General features: G+C 59.0%; 23 protein-coding genes. 17 read left to right on the top strand and 6 right to left on the bottom strand.

Annotation, left to right across the window (positions count from 1 at the left end):
* Nucleotides 1-98: 98 nt before the first annotated feature.
* Genes N1078_RS15900 through N1078_RS15890 form a run of 3 tightly spaced genes read right to left on the bottom strand, consistent with a single transcriptional unit; the run spans nucleotide 99 to nucleotide 1,708 of the window.
* On the bottom strand, nucleotides 99-815 hold the full coding sequence (locus tag N1078_RS15900) for a glycerophosphodiester phosphodiesterase (RefSeq protein WP_274089130.1): 717 nt from the start codon (nucleotides 813-815) through the stop codon (nucleotides 99-101).
* Complete coding sequence (locus tag N1078_RS15895) at nucleotides 812-1,114, bottom strand: phosphodiesterase (protein ID WP_274089129.1); 303 nt, start codon at nucleotides 1,112-1,114, stop codon at nucleotides 812-814. The genes N1078_RS15900 and N1078_RS15895 overlap by 4 nt, the downstream gene beginning before the upstream one ends.
* Before the next feature lie 12 nt (nucleotides 1,115-1,126).
* A complete protein-coding gene (locus N1078_RS15890) occupies nucleotides 1,127-1,708 on the bottom strand; it encodes a PilZ domain-containing protein (protein WP_274089128.1) in 582 nt (193 codons plus the stop codon).
* Nucleotides 1,709-1,802: 94 nt separating this feature from the next.
* On the opposite strand from N1078_RS15890, the gene N1078_RS15885 reads away from it, so the two are divergent.
* From N1078_RS15885 to N1078_RS15875, 3 genes are read left to right on the top strand one after another with little or no spacing between them, the layout of a single operon-like run.
* Nucleotides 1,803-3,053, top strand: a complete 1,251-nt coding sequence (locus N1078_RS15885; RefSeq protein WP_274089127.1) for a lipoprotein-releasing ABC transporter permease subunit — start codon at nucleotides 1,803-1,805, stop codon at nucleotides 3,051-3,053.
* A gap of 22 nt (nucleotides 3,054-3,075) precedes the next feature.
* Nucleotides 3,076-3,759: a lipoprotein-releasing ABC transporter ATP-binding protein LolD gene (lolD, locus tag N1078_RS15880; RefSeq protein WP_274089132.1), complete on the top strand. Its 684-nt coding sequence runs from the start codon at nucleotides 3,076-3,078 to the stop codon at nucleotides 3,757-3,759.
* Nucleotides 3,759-5,003 (top strand): lipoprotein-releasing ABC transporter permease subunit, encoded by a 1,245-nt coding sequence (locus tag N1078_RS15875; protein WP_274089126.1) that lies wholly within the window; start codon nucleotides 3,759-3,761, stop codon nucleotides 5,001-5,003. The genes lolD and N1078_RS15875 overlap by 1 nt, the downstream gene beginning before the upstream one ends.
* A gap of 51 nt (nucleotides 5,004-5,054) precedes the next feature.
* On the opposite strand, the gene N1078_RS15870 is transcribed toward N1078_RS15875, so the two are convergent.
* Entirely contained in the window at nucleotides 5,055-5,576 is a 522-nt protein-coding gene (locus tag N1078_RS15870; protein ID WP_274089125.1) for a DUF2062 domain-containing protein, read from the bottom strand.
* A 134-nt stretch (nucleotides 5,577-5,710) separates the two neighbouring features.
* Between N1078_RS15870 and N1078_RS15865 the strand changes: the two genes are divergently transcribed.
* The 8 genes from N1078_RS15865 (at nucleotide 5,711) to murB (ending at nucleotide 12,570) form a co-directional block, all read left to right on the top strand.
* Nucleotides 5,711-7,933, top strand: coding sequence for a DNA internalization-related competence protein ComEC/Rec2 (locus tag N1078_RS15865; RefSeq protein ID WP_274089124.1), 2,223 nt, complete (start codon nucleotides 5,711-5,713; stop codon nucleotides 7,931-7,933).
* A gap of 72 nt (nucleotides 7,934-8,005) precedes the next feature.
* Nucleotides 8,006-8,638: a MotA/TolQ/ExbB proton channel family protein gene (locus tag N1078_RS15860; RefSeq protein ID WP_274089123.1), complete on the top strand. Its 633-nt coding sequence runs from the start codon at nucleotides 8,006-8,008 to the stop codon at nucleotides 8,636-8,638.
* On the top strand, nucleotides 8,635-9,063 hold the full coding sequence (locus N1078_RS15855) for an ExbD/TolR family protein (RefSeq protein ID WP_274089122.1): 429 nt from the start codon (nucleotides 8,635-8,637) through the stop codon (nucleotides 9,061-9,063). The genes N1078_RS15860 and N1078_RS15855 overlap by 4 nt, the downstream gene beginning before the upstream one ends.
* Nucleotides 9,064-9,076: 13 nt before the next feature.
* Nucleotides 9,077-10,078, top strand: a complete 1,002-nt coding sequence (lpxK, locus tag N1078_RS15850; RefSeq protein ID WP_274089121.1) for a tetraacyldisaccharide 4'-kinase — start codon at nucleotides 9,077-9,079, stop codon at nucleotides 10,076-10,078.
* Between the two features lie 61 nt (nucleotides 10,079-10,139).
* Nucleotides 10,140-10,325, top strand: coding sequence for a Trm112 family protein (locus N1078_RS15845; RefSeq protein WP_090387286.1), 186 nt, complete (start codon nucleotides 10,140-10,142; stop codon nucleotides 10,323-10,325).
* Nucleotides 10,326-11,090, top strand: a complete 765-nt coding sequence (kdsB, locus tag N1078_RS15840; protein WP_274089120.1) for a 3-deoxy-manno-octulosonate cytidylyltransferase — start codon at nucleotides 10,326-10,328, stop codon at nucleotides 11,088-11,090.
* On the top strand, nucleotides 11,090-11,554 hold the full coding sequence (locus tag N1078_RS15835; RefSeq protein ID WP_274089119.1) for a low molecular weight protein-tyrosine-phosphatase: 465 nt from the start codon (nucleotides 11,090-11,092) through the stop codon (nucleotides 11,552-11,554). The genes kdsB and N1078_RS15835 overlap by 1 nt, the downstream gene beginning before the upstream one ends.
* Nucleotides 11,551-12,570, top strand: a complete 1,020-nt coding sequence (murB, locus tag N1078_RS15830; RefSeq protein ID WP_274089118.1) for a UDP-N-acetylmuramate dehydrogenase — start codon at nucleotides 11,551-11,553, stop codon at nucleotides 12,568-12,570. Before N1078_RS15835 ends, murB begins: the two co-directional genes overlap by 4 nt.
* Before the next feature lie 92 nt (nucleotides 12,571-12,662).
* Here murB and rne read toward each other — a convergent pair whose 3' ends face one another.
* A complete protein-coding gene (gene rne / locus N1078_RS15825) occupies nucleotides 12,663-15,755 on the bottom strand; it encodes a ribonuclease E (protein WP_274089117.1) in 3,093 nt (1,030 codons plus the stop codon).
* A gap of 580 nt (nucleotides 15,756-16,335) precedes the next feature.
* Between rne and rluC the strand changes: the two genes are divergently transcribed.
* Genes rluC through N1078_RS15810 form a run of 3 tightly spaced genes read left to right on the top strand, consistent with a single transcriptional unit; the run spans nucleotide 16,336 to nucleotide 18,944 of the window.
* Nucleotides 16,336-17,289 (top strand): 23S rRNA pseudouridine(955/2504/2580) synthase RluC, encoded by a 954-nt coding sequence (gene rluC, locus N1078_RS15820; protein ID WP_274089116.1) that lies wholly within the window; start codon nucleotides 16,336-16,338, stop codon nucleotides 17,287-17,289.
* Nucleotides 17,282-17,977 (top strand): HAD-IA family hydrolase, encoded by a 696-nt coding sequence (locus N1078_RS15815; protein ID WP_274089115.1) that lies wholly within the window; start codon nucleotides 17,282-17,284, stop codon nucleotides 17,975-17,977. The genes rluC and N1078_RS15815 overlap by 8 nt, the downstream gene beginning before the upstream one ends.
* Nucleotides 17,967-18,944, top strand: a complete 978-nt coding sequence (locus tag N1078_RS15810; protein ID WP_274089114.1) for a S49 family peptidase — start codon at nucleotides 17,967-17,969, stop codon at nucleotides 18,942-18,944. The genes N1078_RS15815 and N1078_RS15810 overlap by 11 nt, the downstream gene beginning before the upstream one ends.
* Nucleotides 18,945-18,993: 49 nt before the next feature.
* Here N1078_RS15810 and N1078_RS15805 read toward each other — a convergent pair whose 3' ends face one another.
* Nucleotides 18,994-19,620 carry a Maf family protein gene (locus N1078_RS15805; protein ID WP_443218118.1) on the bottom strand — a complete coding sequence of 209 codons (627 nt, stop codon included), beginning with the start codon at nucleotides 19,618-19,620 and terminating at the stop codon, nucleotides 18,994-18,996.
* 69 nt (nucleotides 19,621-19,689) lie between these two features.
* Between N1078_RS15805 and N1078_RS15800 the strand changes: the two genes are divergently transcribed.
* The 3 genes from N1078_RS15800 to plsX are packed head-to-tail and all read left to right on the top strand — an operon-like array spanning nucleotide 19,690 to nucleotide 21,427.
* The gene (locus N1078_RS15800) at nucleotides 19,690-20,217 is read left to right on the top strand and encodes a YceD family protein (RefSeq protein WP_274089113.1); all 528 of its coding nucleotides are present in this window, start codon (nucleotides 19,690-19,692) and stop codon (nucleotides 20,215-20,217) included.
* A gap of 13 nt (nucleotides 20,218-20,230) precedes the next feature.
* Entirely contained in the window at nucleotides 20,231-20,413 is a 183-nt protein-coding gene (gene rpmF, locus N1078_RS15795) for a 50S ribosomal protein L32 (RefSeq protein WP_090238127.1), read from the top strand.
* A 3-nt stretch (nucleotides 20,414-20,416) separates the two neighbouring features.
* Nucleotides 20,417-21,427 carry a phosphate acyltransferase PlsX gene (gene plsX / locus N1078_RS15790; protein ID WP_274089112.1) on the top strand — a complete coding sequence of 337 codons (1,011 nt, stop codon included), beginning with the start codon at nucleotides 20,417-20,419 and terminating at the stop codon, nucleotides 21,425-21,427.
* Nucleotides 21,428-21,444: the final 17 nt, after the last annotated feature.

Raw genomic sequence — 21,444 nt, 5'->3', positions numbered from 1 at the left:
GCCTGAACCGCCGTGTACGGAACCGTACGCACGGTGGTGTGGGAGGACGGCGGCCGTGAGGCCGCCTCCTACCCGATCGTGACGTTTGACTGAGGTGCTCAACCCAACGTCTGCACGGCGAGTCCGGGAAAGTCGGTGATGATGCTGTCCACCCCGAAATCGGCCAGGCGCCGCATCAGCGCTGGCTCGTTGACTGTCCATACGGAGACATGCAAGCCAGCTTTTTGCGCTTTGAGCAGGCGCTCCGGGGTGCACAGTGTCCAGTTAAGGGCCAGTAGATGGCAGCCGTAATGCTTGGCGACTTTAAGTGGGTCGAGCCAGGCGTACTCGGCGACCAAGCCGCGTTGCAAATGCGGCGTCAGGCGTTGCAGCGCGCCAAGTACCTCGCGTGAGCTGGACGTTACCGTGACTTTGTCAGTCAGTTTGTAGCGCTCAGCCAGCTCGCTAATGGCCTCAACCATGCGCGCGGCGCGGACCTTAGAGGCGCTTTTGACTTCCAGCTGCCAGTGCTCGAAGTCGCATTGTTGGAACAGTTTTTCCAAGCGTGGGATGGGGCAGGGCGACACGGCGCCAGGGCCGCCTTTGCGCGCGTCATAACCCACCAGTTCAGCAGCGTCATGTTCGACCACCTTGCCGCGGCGGCCGGTGGTGCGCTTGAGCGTGGGATCGTGAATCACCATCAGCTCGCCATCACGCGATAGGTGCAGGTCCAGCTCACAGCGGCGCACGCCATGCTTAAGGCATTGCTGGAAGCTGGCCAGGGTATTTTCCGGCACCTCGCCTTTGGCGCCGCGATGTCCATAGATAACTGTCACTGTGGCTCCTTGTTGTGCCGGGTTGTGCCGGGCTGATGATGGCGGACGCTGCTGATTAAGTGCGTGTTCTCAAAATAGACACTGAACTCGCGGTAATCCCAGCGGGTAATCGGTGGGTTGCCAACGCTTGGGTGTTCTTCATCGGCTAGGCCGAAACGTTCCAGTACGGCGCGTTGTGACTCACCCAGCTGCGGCAGTGCAAGACCGCTGGCACCTTGCTGGCCCAGAGGGATTTGCAGGGTGTCGGCGAACGCACTAAAGGGCAACAGCAGGGCAATAAGCAGAAACAGGCGTGGCATGTTGGCTCGCTATCAGGGTTGTGGTGGCTGCTCGCGGGCTTGGCGACGTTCCAGTGCCTGGCGTTGCAGGATATGCCGGGCGAGGAGCTGGCGTTGGGCATCGCTGAGGGCTTCGAACTCCGCACCAATCTCAAATTGCTGCGAGGGTAATGCCTGGCAATGCACCACCTTGGCTCGTAATAGCAGACCCAGGGCTTGCGGCATCAGCACCATCTTCAGTGCTAGGTGCGCCCCTTCGGCCACTGGCTGATGGTTATTGAAGCTGACGCCCCCTTCGGAAAGGCTGACCCGGCGCGGTGTGCCAATTTCGCGCAGCAGGCTTTGCGCGACGGCCTGACCGAGCAGGTCGATGCGTTTGTTCATGACCTTGAGGTAATTGGCCAGAGTACGATCACGCTCTGAAATATGCCGCAGCAAATGCTGTGACTCGAAGTCCATCAAATGCAGGTCGCTGAGTAGGTTGAACAGCGGCGAGTTGTCGTGAAGTTCGTCACTGGCCAGGGCCTCGGCGCCCGAGAGTAGGGTGAATTCCAGTGCGATCGTATCGTCGATACGATAGTATTCGCGACGATCATTTTCATCTTGAGTCGGCATGGCGAACCCATGGCAGCAGTAGTGGTCAGAGTGTAAGGCTGCTCGCCAACCCCCGCCACAAGGACGTTTCTTTTTCCCTCAAGTCAGCCTCGAAATGTACAGACCCCTGTTCGTATTTATCGGCACGCGCTACACGCGGGCCAAGCGCCGTAACCACTTCGTCTCGTTTATCTCCCTGACCTCGATGATCGGGCTGGCACTGGGTGTGCTGGTGATGATTCTGGTGCTGTCAGTGATGAACGGTTTCGACCATGAGATGCGCACCCGCGTACTCGGCATGGTGCCGCACGCCACGGTGGAAAGTGCCACGCCGATCAACGATTGGCGCCGCCTGGCCGAACAGGCGCAGAGCAATCCGCAAGTGCTGGCGGTGGCCCCCTTTAGCCAGATGCAAGGCCTGCTGACCAACGCCGGCAAGGTGCAAAAAGTGCTGATCAATGCCGTTGATCCGCTTGAAGAGGCCAAGGTCTCGATCATTGACAATTTCTTTCAGCAGGGCCGTCTGCAGGCGCTGCAGCCTGGCGAGTTCGGCATGGTGCTGGGTGACAAAGCCGCCGCCAAACTGGGCGTCGGTCTGGGCGATAAGGTCACTTTCGTAGCGCCTGAAGTCACGGTGACGCCGGCTGGCATGTTCCCACGGCTTAAGCGTTTTACCGTGGTTGGCATCTTTCATGTGGGTGCCGGTGAAATTGACGGCCACCTGGCCCTGACCCATGTGCAGGACCTGGCGCGCTTGCAGCGCTGGCAGGCTGATCAGGTCCAGGGCATTCGCCTGAAATTCGCTGATTTGTTTGAAGCCCCACGCACGGCCTGGGCCTTGGCGCAAACCCTGGGCGAGGGCGATTACTATGCCCGCGACTGGACGCGTACCCACGGCAACCTGTACCAGGCGATCCGCATGGAGAAGGCGATGATTGGCCTGCTGTTGCTGCTGATCGTTGCGGTCGCGGCATTCAATATCATCTCCACCCTGGTGATGGTGGTCACTGACAAGAAGGGCGATATCGCCATTCTGCGTACCCTGGGCGCAACTCCACGGCAGATCATGGCGATCTTTATGGTCCAAGGTACGGTGATCGGCGTATTCGGCACAGCCATCGGTGCAGTGCTGGGTTGTCTCGCTGCCTTGAATATCAGCAGCGCCATTGCTGCGCTGGAAGGCGTGTTGGGGATCAAGTTCCTCAATGCCGATGTTTACTTCATCGACTACCTACCGTCTCAGTTGATGCTGGCGGACGTGCTGCTGGTCTGCGGTGCGGCCCTGGTTCTAAGTTTTTTCGCCACCCTGTATCCGGCCTGGCGTGCGGCGCGTACCCAGCCGGCGGAGGCTCTGCGTTATGAATGATCAGGTTATGAGTGATTCGGTTATGCAAGATCGTGCAGTGTTGAGTTGTCGCAACCTGGGTAAAAGCTACGACGAGGGTCCGCAATCAGTGGCCGTGCTGCACGACTTGCAGCTTGAGCTGCACCCTGGTGAGCGCGTGGCGATTGTTGGCAGTTCCGGCTCGGGCAAGAGCACCTTGCTGAATATGCTTGGCGGCCTGGATACCCCGAGCACTGGCAGCGTCTGGCTGGCCGGCGAGGAGTTATCGGCGCTGAATGAAAAGCAGCGCGGCCTGCTGCGTAACCGCGCATTGGGTTTTGTGTACCAGTTTCACCATCTGCTGCCAGAATTCACCGCGCTGGAAAACGTCTGCATGCCATTGCTGATTGGCCGTACGTCAATCACCGAAGCACGCCAGCGCGCCACGGCGCTGTTGGAGCGGGTGGGCCTCGGTCATCGCCTGGCGCATAAACCCTCGGAGCTTTCCGGCGGTGAGCGTCAGCGGGTGGCGATTGCCCGCGCCCTGGTTAACCAGCCTGGGCTGGTATTGCTCGATGAGCCTACCGGCAACCTTGACCATCACACCGCGCAAGGCATTCAGGACCTGATGAAGGAACTGAGCACGTCCTCGCAGACCGCGTTCCTGGTCGTCACCCATGACATGGAACTGGCCCGACAAATGGACCGTATTTTGCGTCTCGAAGACGGCAAGTTGGTGGCCGCCTGATGTTTCGTCCCCTGAGTATCTTTATCGGTATCCGCTATACCGGGGCCAAGCGGCGCAATCACTTTATTTCCTTTATCTCGATGACCTCGATGATCGGCCTGGCGCTAGGCGTGCTGGCGATGATTGTGGTGCTGTCGGTGATGAACGGTTTCCAGAAGGAAATGAGTACGCGCATCCTCGGCATGGTGCCGCACGCCAGTATTGCCGGTGCGCAGCCGCTAGATGATTGGCAGCAGGTTGCCGCAGCCGCGAAGAACAACCCGCAGGTGCTCGCGGCGGTGCCCTTTGCCGAGTTGGAAGGCATGCTTTCGGTGCGCGGGGCTATGCAGCCGATACAGCTGCACGGCATTGATCCGGCGCTGGAGCCGCAAGTCTCGATCATCGATAAGCATATGCAGCAAGGGCGCCTGAGCGATCTGCGTGAGGGCGAGTTTGGTGTGGTGCTCGGCGAGATCACCGCGCGGCGCTTCCAGCTGCAGGTGGGCGACAAGCTGGCGCTGATTGTGCCGGAGCTGAGCAGCGTGCCGGGCGGTATCAGCCCACGTATGCAGCGCTTGAATGTGGTGGGGGTCTTCAAGGTGGGCGCCGAGCTGGACAGCTCCCTGGCGCTGATTCACGTCGCTGATGCTGCGCATATTCAGCGCCTGCAGCCAGGCCAGGTGCAAAGCGTGCGCCTGAAACTGCAGGATCTGTATCAAGCGCCACAGGTGGCTGCGCAGATTGTCCGTGGCCTGGGGGCGGGTTACACATCCAGCGACTGGACCCTGACCCAAGGCAGTCTGTTCAGTGCGATGAAAATGGAAAAGACCATGATCGGTCTATTGCTGTTGCTGATCGTCGCCGTGGCGGCCTTCAATATCATCGCTACGTTGATCATGGTGGTAGCAGATAAAGGCGCGGACATCGCCATTATGCGTACCCTCGGCGCGACGCCAGGGCAGATCATGGGCATCTTTATGGTCCAAGGCACGGTGATCGGCGTGATCGGTACGGTGATCGGCGCGGTGCTGGGTGTGCTCGCTGCGCTGAATGTCAGCCAGTTAGTGGGCTGGGTCGAGCAGTTGAGCGGCCAGCAGGTGATGAGCTCGGATGTCTACTTCATCAGCAACCTGCCATCAGAGCTGCTGCTGTCGGATGTCCTGCTGATCTGTGGCGCAGCCTTTACCCTGAGCTTCCTGGCCACCGTCTACCCGTCTTGGCGTGCCGCGCGTATCCAGCCAGCCGATGCATTGCGCTACGAATAAGCTAGGCTGATCGAAACAAAAAAGCCGTTACTCAGTAACGGCTTTTTTGTTTCAGTGTTGCTGGCGTTTTTCTTGGCGCTTGCGCCAGTTGTGCTGCACCCACCAGCGCCAGTAGGCATTGGTGCCGAAATAGCCGATCAGGCCGAGCACCAAGCCGATCACCAGCGAGCCTAGGTAAAGTGGCTGCCAGTGGGTTTGCAAGACATGGCCGACCCAGCTGATGGTGATGTGATCCGGCATTTGCAGGGTCGGCGTATTCATCAACCAAGCACCGAATTTATAGCTGCAGTAGAACACCGGCGGCATGGTAATCGGATTGGTCAGCCAGACCAGGCCAATCGAGATCGGCAGGTTGGCCCGGCCGGTTATTGCACTTGCTGCGGCAGCCAGCATTTGCAAAGGCATGGGGATCATCGCCCAGAACAGGCCGATAGCCATAGCGCGCGAAACGGAATGGCGATTCAGGTGCCAGAGGTTGGGGTCATGAATCAGGCTGCCCAGAAAACGCAGGGATTTATTGTCCTTGATGCGGTCTGGGTGAGGCATGTAGCGCTTAAATAAACGACGCGGCATGAAGGCTCTCTGGCAGGTAAAAGCGCCGACATTATGCACCCATTGCGCGCTGCCTGCTTTCACACTTTGTGACAGCAGATAAGCAAGCGTGGGTCTTCAGGCTAAGTATTCTCCCCGACTCAAGGAGTGAGTCTATGCGCAGCGGCATATTAGCGTTGGTGGCCGGGCTACTGACGCTGCGTTTTCTTCCAGCCTTGCCGCCGTTCTGGTTGCTGGCTCTTTTGCCAATTGTGGGGTTGATGCTGTTGCCGTTTCGCAGCTATCCCATTGCCTTGTTTCTGTTCGGCTTTACGTGTGCCTGCGTCTCGGCGCAGTGGGCGCTGGATGATCGTCTGGCACCATCATTAGATGCGCGCACGCTGTGGTTGCAGGGGCGGGTGGTCGGCCTGCCCGATGTCAGTGAAGGGGTGGTGCGCTTCGAGTTAGAGCAGGCGGTTTCGCGCCGCGGGGCGTTGCCCGAACGGTTACGCCTGTCTTGGTATGGCGGGCCCGCGCTGCATGCAGGGGAGACTTGGCGCCTAGCGGTTCGCCTCAAGCGCCCCCATGGTTTGGTCAATCCACAGGCATTTGATTATGAAGCCTGGCTGTTGGCGCAGCGTATTGGGGCTACCGGCACAGTGAAAGCGGGTGAGCTGATTTATCCAGCCAGTGGCGCCGGGGCGTGGCGTGATCGCTTGCGGCAACATCTGTTGGCAACTCCAGCGTATGGCCGTGCAGGTGCTTTGGCCGCGTTGGTGCTGGGTGATGGCGCAGGGCTGTCGACAGCCGATTGGCAGGTGCTACAGGCCACCGGTACGGTGCATCTGATGGTGATCTCAGGCCAGCATATAGGGCTGTTAGCAACGCTTTTGTATGGCCTGGTTGCTGTGTTGGCGCGTCTGGGGTTATGGCCGCGGCGCTGGCCCTGGTTGCCCTGCGCGTGCGTGCTGGCTTTAACGGGCGCTTTGGCTTATGGCGCGTTGGCTGGGTTTGAAGTGCCGGTACAGCGCGCCTGCGTGATGGTCGCTCTGGTGCTGTTATGGCGTTGGCGCTTTCGCCACCTGGGTGTGGGGTTGCCTGTGCTGTTGGCTTTGCTGGCGGTGTTGCTGTTAGAGCCGCTGGTCAGCTTGCAGCCAGGGTTCTGGTTATCCTTTGGCGCGGTGATGCTGTTGATTCTGATCTTAAGCGGCAGGCTGGGTGCCTGGCCTTGGTGGGGCACGCTGTTGCGCGCGCAGTGGGCCATGGCGATTGGTTTGCTGCCCTTGTTGCTGGCACTGGGTTTGCCCGTGAGTGCCAGCGGGCCCTTGGCCAACCTGGTGGCCGTGCCTGTAGTGGGCTTGCTGGTGGTGCCGTTGGCCTTGCTCGGTACGCTATTGCTGCCGTTGCCTGGGGTGGGTGCTGCGTTGCTCGGCGTCGCTGGTTGGCTGCTGGATTGGCTATTCGGCTTGCTTGCGCAACTGGCCCTGTGGATGCCTGCCTGGTTACCCAGTGCATTGCCATTTTGGGCTTGGCTGCTGGTGGCGCTGGGTGCGTTGGTGCTGTTATTGCCGGCCGCTCTGCCAGTACGCAGCCTTGGGGTATTAATGCTAATGCCATTGTTGTTCACCGCGCAGTCGCGGCCTGAGCACGGCCGGGCTGAGGTATGGATGCTGGATGTGGGGCAGGGGCTGGCGGTGCTGGTACGCACCCAGAAACATGAGGTGCTGTATGACGCCGGGCCGCGCTTTGGCGAGTTCGATACGGGCGAACGGGTAGTGCTGCCCTCGCTGCGGGCGCTGGATGTGCGTGGGCTTGATCTGCTGTTGCTCAGTCATGCCGATAGCGACCATGCCGGTGGTGCTGTTGCCATTAAGCGTGGGCTGCCGGTTGGGCGCGTCATCAGCGGTGAACCCTACAAGTTGGCGCGTTCACTTCAAGCGCAGGCCTGTGCCACAGAGAGCTGGCAGTGGGACGGCGTGCACTTCAGCACCTGGCAATGGGCCGGTGCGGTCAATGGTAATCAGGCGTCTTGTGTGTTGCGCATCGAGGCCAGTGGTGAGCGCCTATGGCTGACAGGTGATATTGACAGTCAGGCTGAGCGCGCGCTGCTCAATAGCGGTTTGGCGATGCCTGCACACTGGTTGCTGGCGCCTCACCATGGCAGCCGCAGCTCTTCGTCTGCAGCACTACTGGCGAAGGTTAAGCCGTCCGCTGTGTTGATTTCACGGGGTGCACACAATGCTTTTGCTCATCCGCATACTGAGGTTCTGACGCGTTATCAGGCGATTACGGCGCAGCCTTATGACACCGCACGGCATGGCGCGGTACGGATTCGCCTGGGTGCATTCGAGCCGGCGCAAGGTTTGCGTGATTACGCACGTTTTTGGCGGGAAAAATGAGAACGGCAGCGGTCGGCGAGGCCGCGACCCTATGCTAGAGTGGCGCCACTTTTGTGAAGGGGATCTGCCACCGTGTGGGAACTGGTAAAAGCTGGCGGCTGGATGATGCTGCCGATCATTCTGTGTTCTATCGCTGCGGCCGGCATCATTGCCGAGCGCCTCTGGACACTGCGGCCGAGCCGCATCACCCCACCCAACCTGCTCGGTCAGGTGTGGAAGTGGATCAAAGAAAAGAAACTGAATAACCAGAGGCTCAAGGAATTACGGGCCAATTCGCCGCTCGGGCAGATCCTCGCCGCTGGGCTGGCCAATTCCAAGCATGGTCGCGAGATCATGAAAGAGTGCATTCAAGAAGCCGCCGCGCGGGTGATTCACGACCTGGAGCGCTACTTAAATGCCCTGGGCACTATCGCCGGCATCGCACCGCTACTGGGCTTGCTCGGCACGGTGCTGGGCATGATTGAAATCTTCAGCTCGTTTATGGGCTCGGGCATGGCCAATGCGGCATTGCTGGCTGGCGGTATTTCCACGGCACTGATCACCACGGCCGCGGGGCTGATGGTGGCGATTCCGGCCCTTTTCTTCCACCGCTACCTGCAGCGCCGGATCGATGAGCTGGTGGTGGGCATGGAGCAGGAAGCGATTCGTCTGGTTGAAGTGGTACAAGGCGACCGCGATGTTGATATGGGCGAGGGCAAGGCGTGAAGTTCCGGCGTAAACCGCGGGAAAACGTTGAGATCAACCTGGCCTCGTTGATCGACGTGGTATTTATCCTGCTGCTGTTCTTTGTGGTGACCACAACCTTCACTCGGGAAACCCAGCTCAAGATCGACCTGCCGGAAGCCGCCACGGGCACGCCGCCAGAACAGACCGAGCTGAAGCAGCTGGAAATCCTGATTGCCGCCGATGGCAGCTATTCGCTGAATGCCAAACAGTTGCTGAAAAGCGATCTGCCCAGCCTGATGGCGGCGCTGCAGAAGGAGTCGGAAGGCGATAACAGCCTGCCGCTGATCATCAGTGCCGACGCCAAGACGCAGCATCAGGCGGTGATTACCGCCATGGATGCCGCCGGCAAGCTGGGCTTTGCCCACCTGCGCATGACCACCATTGAGGCGCAAGCCGCGCCTTGAGGCTTGCCCGTCGATGAGTCTGACTGACCGCATTACGGCTGCCTGGTACGCCGGTCATCCGGCGCTGGGGCTGCTGCGTCCACTTGAATGGCTCTATCGTGCGGTAGTGCAGCGCAAGCGCTCGCGCTTTCTCGCGGGTGAGGGCGAGATCTACCGTGCTCCGGTGCCGGTCGTGGTGGTGGGTAATATCACCGTTGGCGGCACTGGCAAGACGCCGATGATTCTCTGGTTGATCGAGCACTGCCGTAGCCAGGGGCTGCGCGTCGGTGTGGTCAGCCGCGGCTACGGTGCGCAACCGCCACAGTTACCCTGGCGGGTACAGGCTGATCAGGCGGCCCGCGTGGCTGGCGATGAGCCGCTATTGATTGTGCAGCGCAGTGGCGTGCCACTGATGATCGACCCGGACCGCAGTCGCGCGGTGGCGGCCTTGCTGGCTGAGGAACCGTTGGACCTGATTCTCAGTGACGACGGTTTGCAACATTACCGGTTGGCCCGTGACCTGGAATTGGTGCTGATCGATGCGGCGCGCGGTCTGGGTAACCGTCACTGTCTACCGGCCGGCCCGCTGCGCGAGCCGGTCGAACGCCTGCAAAGCGTCGATGCATTGCTCTATAACGGCGCATCAAGCGATCCGCAGGGTGGTTATGGATTTACGCTGCGGCCGCATACTCTGGTTAACCTGCACAGCGGCGAAAAGTGTCCGCTGAGCCATTTTCCACCCGGTCAGGCCCTGCATGCGGTCGCCGGTATTGGCAACCCGCAGCGTTTCTTCAACACCCTCGAAGGGCTACACTGGCGGCCTGTCGCGCACGCCTTTGCCGACCATGCGCCCTACAGCGCCGAGTTGCTGAATTTCAGCCCGGCGCTGCCGCTGGTGATGACGGAAAAGGATGCGGTCAAGTGCCGTGCCTTTGCGGCTGACGATTGGTGGTACCTGGCGGTGGATGCCGAGCCCTCGGCCGCGTTTGTCGCCTGGTTTGATCAGCAATTGCAGCGCCTTGTGCCGCGCACCTGATTGTTCTGATCATTCGGCGGTTTCGTCCGCCTCAGCAACTGCTTCCTCTCAAGGATCTCCCATGGACCCGAAACTACTCGATATTCTCGCCTGCCCACTGTGCAAGGGGCCGCTGAAGCTCGCGGCTGATAAAAGCGAGCTGATCTGCAAGGCCGACGCCCTGGCCTTTCCGGTGCGTGATGGCATTCCGGTGATGCTGGAAACCGAAGCGCGCACCCTCAACGTCGACGAACGTCTGGACAAGTAAATGAGCACTGCCTTTACCGTTGTGATTCCGGCGCGTTTCGCTTCCACTCGCCTGCCAGGCAAGCCGCTGCAGGATATTGCTGGCAAGCCGATGATTCAGCATGTCTGGGAGCAGGCGTGCAAAAGCAGCGCCCAGCAGGTGGTGGTGGCGACCGATGATGCGCGGATCGTCGAGGTGTGCCGTGGTTTTGGTGCGCAGGTGGTGCTGACCCGCGTTGACCACAACTCCGGTACCGATCGTTTGGCTGAGGTGGCCACGGCTCTCGGCCTGGCGGCTGACGCCATCGTGGTCAACGTACAGGGCGACGAGCCGCTGATTCCGCCGGCGATCATCGATCAGGTGGCGGCCAACCTGGCCGCTAATCCGCAAGCAGCCATCGCCACCCTGGCCGAGCCGATTGAGGATGTACAGGCGCTGTTCAATCCCAACGTGGTCAAGGTGGTCAGTGATAAAACCGGCCTGGCCCTGACCTTTAGTCGTGCGCCGTTGGCCTGGGCGCGGGATGCTTTCGCCAAGAATCGTGACGAGCTGCCAGCGGGTGTGCCGTATCGCCGGCATATCGGTATTTACGCCTATCGTGCGCAGTTTCTGCATGACTTTGTCAGCTGGGGCCCTTGCTGGCTGGAAGACACCGAGTGTCTTGAGCAACTGCGCGCGCTCTGGCATGGCGTGCGTATTCATGTGGCCGATGCACTCGAAGCACCGCCAGCGGGCGTTGATACCGCAGAAGACCTGGAGCGGGTTCGTCGCCTGCTGGGGGCCTGATGCGCATTCTGTTTGTGTGCTTGGGCAATATCTGCCGCTCACCTACGGCGGAAGGTGTTTTGCGCCACAAGCTACGTGAGGCCGGGCTGGCGGGTCGCATTGAGGTCGACTCGGCCGGTACGGGCGATTGGCATGTCGGTAAGGCTGCTGACGTGCGCACCCGGCAAGCCGCGCAGCAGCGCGGCTATGATTTGTCCGCTCTGCGTGGGCGGCAGGTCAATGCCGCCGATTTTCATGCTTTTGACCTGGTGTTGGCGATGGATGCGAGCAATCTGAATGACTTGCAGCAACTCCGACCAGGCAACGCTTCGGCCGAGTTGGACCTGTTCTTGCGCCGTTATCAGTTGGCGCTGGATGAGGTGCCTGATCCTTATTACGGTGGCGAAGCCGGTTTTGCCCAAGTGCTGGACTTGATCGAGCAAGCCTGCGATGCCTTGGTGCTTGAGCTTAAGGAGCGTGTATGAGCTTGCAGGTGCGCACTCAGGTATCGCTGAAACCCTATAACAGCTTTGCCGTCGAGTCCCAGGCCAGCCATTTTGCCGAGGCTGAAAACGATCAGCAGGTGCGCGAGGCGTTAAATTATGCGCACGCGCAGCAGTTGCCGTTGCTGTTGCTGGGCGGCGGCAGCAATTTGCTGCTCACTGCTGATGTTCAGGCGTTGGTGTTGCGTATGGCCAGTCGCGGTATTCGCCTGCTCGAGGATGACGGCGAGCGCGTACTGATTGAGGCGGAGGCGGGCGAGCCGTGGCATGCCTTTGTGCAGTGGACCCTGGCCCAGGGCTTTGCCGGGTTGGAAAACCTCAGTCTGATTCCCGGCACTGTGGGTGCAGCGCCAGTGCAGAACATCGGTGCTTATGGGGTTGAGCTGAAGGATCTGTTTGCGGGCTTAACGGCCTTGGATCGCCACACTGGCGAGCTGCGCGAGTTTTCTCTGCAGGACTGTGCCTTTGCCTACCGCGATAGCCTGTTCAAGCGCGAAAGTGGGCGCTGGGTCATCCTGCGTGTGCGTTTTGCCTTGAGCCGCGTTGCTGCACTGCATCTGGATTACGGCCCGGTGCGCCAGCGTTTGACGGAGCAGGGCATCAGTGTCCCTACGGCGCTGGATGTCAGTCAGGCTATATGCGCCATTCGCAGTGAAAAACTGCCTGATCCAGCTGAGCTGGGCAATGCCGGCAGCTTCTTTAAAAACCCCTTGGTATCGGCTGAATTGGCGCAGCGTTTGCGCGATGAATATGCTGATCTGGTGGCTTATCCGCAGGCCGACGGGCAGGTCAAATTAGCCGCTGGCTGGCTGATCGAGCGGGCGGGCTGGAAGGGTTTTCGCGAGGGTGATGCGGGCGTGCATCGCTTGCAGGCGCTGGTGCTGGTCAACTATGGCGCGGCCACTGGTGCGCAGCTGTTGGGGTTGGCACGGCATATTCAGGTGGATGTTGCGCAGCGTTTTGCGGTTGAGCTGGAGATTGAGCCTAACGTGCTGTAGGCATGGTCAATAGAGTCGCGAGCGAAGATGTGCGCGGCTAACAACGCAAAAGGGGATGCCGAAGCATCCCCTTTTTTATTGCCTGAAGCGGATTAGATTTGCGGTTTGGCCGCTTCTTTATCCTGTGCTTCAGTATCTGCCTCAGTAAATAGCGAGCTTTGCGGCTCTTGCTTTACTTCAGCTTCTGCTGGCGCTGCGGAGGGTGTTTCTGCTTCAGCTGCAGCATCAGCGATCGGCTCGGCGGCAGGTGCTGCCGAGGCAGTAGCTGGGGCTTCTGCGGCTGCACGGGCCAGGCGCTCAGCCTCGCGCTTACGACGGCGCACTTCGCGCGGATCGTTAGGTGCGCGACCGCTGTTGCTGGCGACTACTGCAGGTGCGGCCTCGGCGACTGCCACTTCGGCAACTGTCTCAGGAGCAACCACTGCGGCGGGTTCTTCTACAACCTGTGCCGGTGCCTCAACAACAGCCGGCGTTGGTGCAGCTTCGCTGGCTTCAACGGTTTGAGCCGCTTCAACTGGCGCTTCGTTGGTCTCTGCAACAGGGCTGCTTACCGCTTCAATAACAGCAGTTTCAGCGACCTGTTCAACAGCTGCTTCAACAACTGCATCAGCCGTTACTTCAACAGTTGCTTCAACTGGCGCGGTTGGCGCTTCAGCTGGAGCCGCTTCAGGTGCGTGCTCCTGCTTGGCAACAACAACCGGTGCAGGTTCCACTGCCGCTGGTGTTGCTTCATCTGCAGTTGCACTTGCAGTAACAGCGCTAGTGGCTGCCGCTGTTGCAACTAATGCAGTGTCTACATCGCTGGTTGTTTCTCTTGCCTCTTCGCTGCCCTCAATCGGGTTGCCGTTGGCATCGCTCTGGCGCTCACGACGATTGCTGCGACGACGCTGGCCGCGGGAGCGGCGGCGTGGACGATCACCACCTTCGCTACCGTCCTGCTCGTCATCTTGCAGAGCTTCTTCGGTATTCAGCGCTTCTTCATCAGCTGCGGCGGTCGCTTGCTCGGCACGCGGCTTGCGTTCTTCACGTGGTGGTCGCGGCTGGCGCGGTTCACGTTGTGGGCGCTCGGCCTGGGCTTCATCGCTTGTGGCAGTGCTGTTGTTTTCTGCGGCATCTAGTGGTTCACGCAGTTCGCGGGTCTGGCGCTCTTCACGTGGCTTGCGGTCACGCTGCTGGCGCTCTTCGCGTGGCGGGCGCGATTGGCGGACTTCCTGCGGCTCACGAACCTCTACGGCATCACGTGGGCTACGTTCCTCGCGAGGTGCACGCTCTTCGCGTGGCGCGCGCTCTTCACGGGCGGCGCGGGGCTGGCGTTCTTCGCGTGGTGCGCGCTCCTCGCGTGGTGCGCGTTCTTCACGCGGCTTGCGATCTTCGTTGTTACGACCACCGCGGTTGCGGTTTTGCTGGCGACCGTTACGGCGCTCATCGCCGCGCTGTGGGCGTTCGCTGGTTTTCTTCTCGACGACAGCAGGCTTTTCTTCTTCCTTGCTGGCGAACAGGCTGACCAGCGACTTCACCAGACCCTTGAATAGGCTAGGTTCAGCGGCAGCAACAGGCTGAGCGGCAACGGCTTCAATCGGGGTTGGTGCGGTGCGCTGCGGGGCTGCTTTGATTGCGGCTTCTTGACGAACCAGGGTGCGAGTTGCTGCAGCCTGCTTCTCTTCTTCCACTTCAATGGTCGCCATTTCATAGCTGGATTGAGTGGATTGCGCTTCCGGGCTGTCGTCGCGGATGCGGGTAACTTCGAAGTGCGGCGTTTCCAGGTGGTCGTTTGGCACGATCACGATGCGCGCACGGGTGCGCAGTTCGGTCTTGGTGATCGAATTGCGTTTCTCGTTGAGCAGGAAGGCCGCAACGGTAATCGGCACCTGTGCACGCACTTCAGCGGTGCGGTCTTTCAGGGCTTCTTCTTCGATCAAGCGCAAAATGGCCAGCGACAACGATTCGACGTCACGGATGATGCCTTGGCCGTTGCAGCGTGGGCAGACGATACCGCTGCTTTCACCGAGTGATGGACGCAGGCGCTGACGCGACATTTCCAGCAGGCCGAAGCGTGAGATGCGGCCCACTTGTACGCGGGCGCGGTCAGCTTCGAGGCTTTCGCGGACTTTTTCTTCCACGGCGCGCTGGTTCTTCGCCGGGGTCATGTCGATAAAGTCGATAACAATCAGGCCACCGATATCACGCAGGCGCAGCTGGCGGGCGATTTCTTCGGCCGCTTCCAGGTTGGTCTGCAGGGCGGTTTCTTCGATGTCGCTGCCTTTGGTCGCGCGCGCCGAGTTGATGTCGATGGACACCAAGGCCTCAGTCGGGTCGATGACCAATGAGCCGCCGGATGGCAGTTTCACTTCGCGCTGGAAGGCGGTTTCGATCTGACTTTCGATCTGAAAGCGGTTGAACAGCGGCACGCTGTCTTCATACAGCTTGATCTTACTGGCGTACTGCGGCATCACCTGATTGATAAAGCTCAGGGCTTCCTGCTGCGCTTCGATGCTGTCGATCAGTACTTCGCCGATGTCCTGGCGCAGGTAGTCGCGGATGGCGCGAATGATCACGTTGCTTTCTTGGTAGATCAGGAAAGGTGCGGCGCGGTCGAGCGAGGCTTCCTTGATGGCGGTCCAGAGTTGCAGCAGGTAGTCGAGGTCCCACTGCATTTCTTCACTGGAGCGACCCAGGCCTGCGGTGCGCACGATCAGGCCCATGTCGCTTGGTGCGACCAGGCCGTTCAGTGCTTCACGCAGCTCGTTACGCTCTTCGCCTTCAATGCGGCGCGAGATGCCGCCGGCGCGCGGATTGTTCGGCATCAATACCAAGTAGCGGCCAGCAAGGCTGATAAAGGTGGTCAGGGCTGCGCCCTTATTGCCACGCTCTTCTTTCTCGACTTGAACGATGACTTCCTGGCCTTCCTTAAGCACGTCTTTAATGTTGACGCGGCCTTCTGGGGCCTTGCTGAAGTATTCGCGGGAGATTTCTTTGAGCGGGAGAAAACCGTGGCGCTCGGAACCGAAATCGACGAAAGCGGCTTCAAGGCTAGGTTCTACGCGGGTGATTTTACCTTTGTAGATGTTAGATTTTTTCTGCTCACGAGCGCCGGACTCGATGTCCAGGTCGTAGAGTTTTTGCCCATCTACCAGGGCGACACGCAGCTCTTCGGGTTGAGTTGCGTTAATCAGCATTCTTTTCATGTAATACCGTCGGTTTCCGGTGCTGGCGGAAGCGGCGTTCGGCACACACGACTTCAGGGGGCAGTGTTAGGTGCGTCAGGAACGGTCGTAAAGCGTTCCAGTGTCTAGCGGCGATCAGCCTGTTGTGCTGGGCCGCGACGGACGTCTCCTGCTCGCTGTAACTAACAGAAAGCACTAAGTCAGGAGGAGGAATCAGCTGTTGGTAGCGGACGAGATAAAGCGTCTTGGTAAAGCGAGCTGCTACGCGGACCAACAGTTGTACGTCTCCACCCTACACGTATCGCTGAAACTCGGGTGCCGCTCGCGAAAATCCGCTGCGGGTTTACTATTATCGCAACTGTCCAAAGGGGCAGGTTGCGCATCATGGCTTAAAGGCTTGGTTTCCGGATTATTCAAAGCCTAAGTGGCTTTCTTTCAATCTAATAATCCGTTGGACGGCCTTGCGTCCCAAATGAATTGCGTTAGTTGGAGGTGGCAGTTTTGAAGAGCACCCGCAAACTAGGCCGCTTTTGGCGGCGTTCCCGACTATAGCAGCAATGATTAAGTGCTTCAATTCCATAAAAATTGTTATGATTGCGCGATGACAAATCCTTCCCCTCCAACCTCTGGCGTTCAGCTGCTCGAGGTTGCGCCGGAACTTGCCGGCCAGCGTATCGATAACTTTCTCCGCACCCAGCTGAAGGGTGTCCCTAAGACATTGATTTACCGGATTTTGCGTAAAGGCGAAGTGCGTGTAAATAAAGGTCGCATCAAGCCTGAGTACAAGCTGCAATCCGGCGATATCATTCGTGTGCCGCCACTGCGTTTGGCTGAGCGTGATGAGCCTGAGCCGCTTGCGCAGGGGCTTCTTCAGCGTCTTGAGGCGGCGATTGTCTATGAAGATAAAGCGCTAATCGTGCTGAATAAGCCGGCGGGCATTGCTGTGCATGGCGGCAGCGGATTGAACTACGGGGTTATCGAGGCGTTCCGGCAGTTGCGTCCGCATGCCAACGATATTGAGTTGGTTCATCGCCTGGATCGCGACACGTCGGGCCTGCTGATGATCGCCAAGAAGCGCAGCATGCTGCGTCACTTGCACGAGGCATTGCGTGGTGATGGCGTGGATAAGCGCTACATGGCGTTGGTGCGCGGTAATTGGGCTACAGCCAAGAAGCAGGTCAATGCGCCGCTGCTAAAAAGTAATTTGCGCTCCGGTGAGCGTATGGTCGAGGTTAATCCTGAGGGTAAGGAGGCTTTGACGGTGTTCCGTGTGCTGCGCCGCTTTGGTGAGTTTGCCACGTTGATCGAGGCTAAGCCTGTTACCGGGCGTACCCATCAGATCCGTGTACATACGCAGCATGCCGGGCATTGCATTGCCGGTGACAGCAAGTACGGTGATGACGACTTCACCAAGGAAATACGTGGCCTAGGCGGTAAGCGCTTGTTTTTGCATGCGTACGAGTTAACCGTGCCGTTGCCTGAAGGGGGCAAGCTCAAGTTAGAGGCGCCGGTTGATGAGATGTGGGCGCGAACCCTGGAGCGGCTCAGTGCGTGATTATCAGCTGCTGATTTTCGATTGGGACGGCACCTTGGTCGATTCCATTGGGCGCATTGTTGCCGCCATGCACATGGCGGCGGATGCCTGTGAGTTGCCGCGCTGCACGGATGAGCAAGTGCGCGGCATTATTGGTCTGGGTCTGCCTGAGGCAATTCGTTGCCTTTACCCCGATATGCAGAGTGCGGTCTTGGCGCAACACGTGCGTAAGAGCTACAGCGAAAATTATCTGGCCTTAGAGTCTGAGCCTTCACCGTTGTTTCACGGCGTGGCGGAGGGGTTGGAGGCGTTTCGTGCGGAGGGCTATCGTCTGGCTGTGGCGACTGGTAAAGGTCGGCATGGTTTGCAGCGTGTGTTGGCGGATCGAGGTTGGCTGGATTATTTCGACTGCAGTCGTTGCGCCGATGAAACGGCGAGCAAGCCTGACCCGCTTATGCTGCACGAAATTCTTGCGCAAAGTGGCGTTGCGGCCGATCAAGCGTTGATGGTGGGTGATTCGTCTTTCGATTTGTTGATGGCGCAGCGCGCGGGTATGGATTGTGTGGCGGTCGGTTATGGTGCGCAGTCGCTGCAGGCGTTGCGTAAGTGCCAGCCGACGTTGGCTATAGAGTGTTTTACCGAGTTGCGTGCCTGGCTGGGTCAGCGTGCGCCTAATCAGTCAGTTGAGGTGGTGGTACATGGCGGATGAATGGAAGGCATCGGCAGCAGCTGATGGTGATGAGAAGAGCTGGAAGTTGTTAGAGAAAACCCTACTGGCCGGTGTGCAGGAGCAGCGCCGGTCGCGGCGCTGGGGGATTTTCTTCAAGCTGCTGACCTTTATTTATATCTTTGCCGCGCTGGCGCTCTTCTCGCCGATGTTGGCGATGAAAAAGGGTGCGACTACAGGTAGCCACACTGCTCTGATTGAAGTGCGCGGGATGATTGCCGACCAAGAGGCGGCTAGCGCTGACAATATCGTCAGTAGTCTGCGTGCAGCGTTTGAGGATGCTAATACCAAGGGCGTGATTCTGCGTATCAATAGCCCGGGCGGCAGTCCTGTGCAGTCGGGTTACATCTATGACGAGATACGTCGCCTGCGTGCCGAATACCCGGCAATTAAACTGTATGCCGTGATTACTGATCTAGGGGCGTCGGGTGCCTATTACATAGCCAGTGCTGCCGATCAGATTTATGCCGATAAGGCCAGTCTGGTGGGGTCTATTGGTGTAACGGCGGCAACCTTTGGTTTTGTTGGGGTGATGGAGAAGTTGGGGGTTGATCGTCGGGTTTATACCTCAGGCGAGCACAAGGCTTTTCTGGATCCGTTCCAGCCGCAAAAAGCTGAAGAAACCGAGTTTTGGCAAGGTGTGTTGAAAACGACCCATCAGCAGTTTATTGCCAGTGTTAAGCAGGGGCGTGGTGAGCGTTTGAAGGATGCCGAGCACCCTGAGTTGTTCTCCGGTCTGGTTTGGTCGGGTGAGCAGGCTTTGCCATTGGGCTTAATTGATGCGCTGGGTAATACCAGCTATGTCGCGCGCGAAGTGATTGGTGAGAAAGAGCTGGTCGACTTCACTGTGCAGGAGTCGCCGTTTGATCGTTTCGCCAAAACCATAGGTGCCAGCATGGCTGAGCGCATTGCGCTGTGGATGGGCTTTCAGGGTGCTGTGCTGCGTTAGCGCGTGAGTCAGATGAAAGCGAGCCCGGTCATTGATCGGGCTTTTTGCTTTAGGGGAGTTCTATGCCGTTGGCGTGCAGCATATCCACGAGGCGGATCAGTGGTAGGCCGATCAGGCTGTTGCTGTCGCTGCCTTCTGTGCTGCGAAATAGGCTGATGCCCAGGCCTTCGGCTTTGAAGCTGCCGGCGCAATCGAAGGGCTGCTCGGTAGTCAGGTAACGCATGATTTGTGCCTCGCTGAGAGGGCGGAAGTGCACGGTGAACGGTACGCAGTCGGTTTGCTGCTGGCCGGTTGCGCTATTAAGCAGGGTAAGTCCGGTCAGAAAGATCACGCTGTTGCCGCTGGCGGCCATTAATTGCTCGGAGGCGCGTTCAAGGGTGTGAGGCTTGCCGAGGATTTGTGCGCCCAGTACTGCGACCTGGTCCGATCCGATAATCAGGTGTTGCGGGTGGGCTGCGCTCAGCGCTTGAGCTTTTTCCTGTGATAGTCGGCGTACGAGGGCTTCTGCGTCTTCATTGGCGCGCCTTGATTCGTCGATATCCGGTGCGCTCCAGGTGAATGGCAGGCGCAGGCGGGCGAGGAGTTCACGGCGGTAGGGTGAGCTTGAGGCGAGCACCAAGGGCAGCACGGCGATTTCCTGTATTGGGTTGTCTGGTGAGTGGTGGATTCTATCCATCACCTCAAATGCTGGACAGGCCGAATTTCCTTTGACAGGGGTGGGTTGCATCCCTAGAATGCGCCGCCTATGTCAAATGACCCGATTCCACCTCACGTTGATCCGCGTAAATTAGCCGACCGCAGCGCTACCCTTGAAGGTAAGCTGCAGCTTGCAGATTTACAGCGCCTCTGCGGCCCGCTTGCCGATAACCAAGGCATGGTGCGTACGAAGTTCTCTTTCGAGCGCGACGAGCGCAATGCTGTGGTTTTTCACAGCGAGCTCGAGGTTGAGGTCAAGATGGTTTGCCAGCGTTGTCTGGAACTAGTCACTTTGCCGATCCATAGCGAGTGTGATTACGCTGTGGTGAAAGTAGGTGGGAATACCCAGTCAGTGCCGCAAGGCTATGACGTTATTGAGTTGGATGAAGACCCATTGGATCTGCTGGCGCTGGTTGAAGAGGAGCTCTTGCTCGCTTTGCCCATTGTCCCGGCTCATGACCCTAAAGATTGCCAGCAGCCGGCCGGCCTCGAAGAGCCCGAGTCGAGCGAGGACGAGGTAACGCGGTCCAACCCGTTCAGTGTATTGGCGCAGTTAAAGCGTGACCCAAACGTTTAGGAGTTAATTAGTTATGGCTGTTCAGCAGAACAAAAAATCCCGTTCCGCCCGTGACATGCGTCGTTCGCACGATGCTCTCACTGCAAGCACCTTGTCGGTTGAGAAAACCACCGGTGAAATGCATCTGCGTCACCACGTATCGCCAGAAGGCGTTTACCGTGGCCGTAAAGTGATTGATAAGGGCGCTGACGAGTAAATCTTGTCCGTTCAAATCATCGCGATTGATGCAATGGGTGGGGACTTCGGTCCCCACTGCATTGTTCCAGCCTGCATCTCCTGCTTGGCTGAATACCCTTCGTTGCACCTGGTCCTTGTCGGCCAATCTGAACTTATTGAATCGTTGATTGCACGCCATTCTGGTGTCGATCGCGCGCGCCTGCGTGTTGAGCATGCCGATGAGGTCATTGGCATGAGTGACCAGCCTGCTCAGGCCTTGCGCAGTAAGCCCGGTTCGTCGATGCGTGTCGGTCTGGAGTTGGTTCGCGATGGTGTGGCGCAAGCCTGTGTCAGTGCCGGTAATACAGGGGCGCTGATGGCTTTGTCGCGCCATGTGCTGAAAACTCTGCCCGGCATTGATCGTCCGGCCATGATCGCGGCTGTTCCGACGCAGGCGGGTATCTGTCATTTGCTCGATCTAGGCGCCAATGTCGATTGCAGTGCCGAGCACCTCTATCAATTTGCGGTGATGGGTTCGGTCGCGGCTGAGGTGTTAGGTGCGGCGCGCCCGCGTGTGGCGTTGCTGAATGTGGGTACCGAGGACATCAAAGGCAACCAGCAGGTTAAGTTGGCGGCCAGCTTGCTGCAGCAGGCCGAGGGTCTGAATTACATCGGCTTTGTGGAGGGGGACGGGCTTTACCGGGGCGAGGCTGATGTGGTGGTGTGTGATGGCTTTGTCGGTAACGTCCTGCTCAAGTCGAGTGAAGGCCTGGCTGTGATGATCGCTGGGCGGATTGAGGTGTTGTTCAACTCCAGCCTGGCCGCGCGAATGGTTGGGCTGTTGGCGTTACCGCTGTTGCGGCGTTTGCGGGGTGAGTTGACCCCCGCTAAACACAATGGTGCGAGCTTGGTTGGGCTGCAGGGTATTGTGCTGAAAAGCCATGGCGCTGCCGGTCCAGAGGGCTTTAAAAGCGCCATTCGCCGAGCCTTGCGGGAGATTGAGGAAGATTTACCGCGACGTTTGCAGGGGCGACTGGACAAGCACCTGCTTTAGAATGTGACCGCAACGGG

Source organism: Pseudomonas sp. MIL19, from assembly GCF_028680365.1.
Taxonomy (GTDB): Bacteria; Pseudomonadota; Gammaproteobacteria; order Pseudomonadales; family Pseudomonadaceae; genus Aquipseudomonas; species Aquipseudomonas spirodelae.
This window is presented reverse-complemented; position numbering and strand designations above follow the sequence as displayed.

What these genes read in the sequence shown, in the direction of transcription:
- N1078_RS15895 (WP_274089129.1), bottom strand. Translation starts at nt 1,114, where the DNA reads ATGCCACGCCTGTTTCTGCTTATTGCCCTGCTGTTGCCCTTTAGTGCG.
- N1078_RS15890 (WP_274089128.1), bottom strand. Translation starts at nt 1,708, where the DNA reads ATGCCGACTCAAGATGAAAATGATCGTCGCGAATACTATCGTATCGAC.
- N1078_RS15885 (WP_274089127.1), top strand. Translation starts at nt 1,803, where the DNA reads ATGTACAGACCCCTGTTCGTATTTATCGGCACGCGCTACACGCGGGCC.
- lolD (WP_274089132.1), top strand. Translation starts at nt 3,076, where the DNA reads ATGCAAGATCGTGCAGTGTTGAGTTGTCGCAACCTGGGTAAAAGCTAC.
- N1078_RS15875 (WP_274089126.1), top strand. Translation starts at nt 3,759, where the DNA reads ATGTTTCGTCCCCTGAGTATCTTTATCGGTATCCGCTATACCGGGGCC.
- N1078_RS15870 (WP_274089125.1), bottom strand. Translation starts at nt 5,576, where the DNA reads ATGCCGCGTCGTTTATTTAAGCGCTACATGCCTCACCCAGACCGCATC.
- N1078_RS15865 (WP_274089124.1), top strand. Translation starts at nt 5,711, where the DNA reads ATGCGCAGCGGCATATTAGCGTTGGTGGCCGGGCTACTGACGCTGCGT.
- lpxK (WP_274089121.1), top strand. Translation starts at nt 9,077, where the DNA reads ATGAGTCTGACTGACCGCATTACGGCTGCCTGGTACGCCGGTCATCCG.
- N1078_RS15845 (WP_090387286.1), top strand. Translation starts at nt 10,140, where the DNA reads ATGGACCCGAAACTACTCGATATTCTCGCCTGCCCACTGTGCAAGGGG.
- kdsB (WP_274089120.1), top strand. Translation starts at nt 10,326, where the DNA reads ATGAGCACTGCCTTTACCGTTGTGATTCCGGCGCGTTTCGCTTCCACT.
- N1078_RS15835 (WP_274089119.1), top strand. Translation starts at nt 11,090, where the DNA reads ATGCGCATTCTGTTTGTGTGCTTGGGCAATATCTGCCGCTCACCTACG.
- murB (WP_274089118.1), top strand. Translation starts at nt 11,551, where the DNA reads ATGAGCTTGCAGGTGCGCACTCAGGTATCGCTGAAACCCTATAACAGC.
- rne (WP_274089117.1), bottom strand. Translation starts at nt 15,755, where the DNA reads ATGAAAAGAATGCTGATTAACGCAACTCAACCCGAAGAGCTGCGTGTC.
- rluC (WP_274089116.1), top strand. Translation starts at nt 16,336, where the DNA reads ATGACAAATCCTTCCCCTCCAACCTCTGGCGTTCAGCTGCTCGAGGTT.
- N1078_RS15810 (WP_274089114.1), top strand. Translation starts at nt 17,967, where the DNA reads ATGGCGGATGAATGGAAGGCATCGGCAGCAGCTGATGGTGATGAGAAG.
- N1078_RS15805 (WP_443218118.1), bottom strand. Translation starts at nt 19,620, where the DNA reads ATGGATAGAATCCACCACTCACCAGACAACCCAATACAGGAAATCGCC.
- N1078_RS15800 (WP_274089113.1), top strand. Translation starts at nt 19,690, where the DNA reads ATGTCAAATGACCCGATTCCACCTCACGTTGATCCGCGTAAATTAGCC.
- rpmF (WP_090238127.1), top strand. Translation starts at nt 20,231, where the DNA reads ATGGCTGTTCAGCAGAACAAAAAATCCCGTTCCGCCCGTGACATGCGT.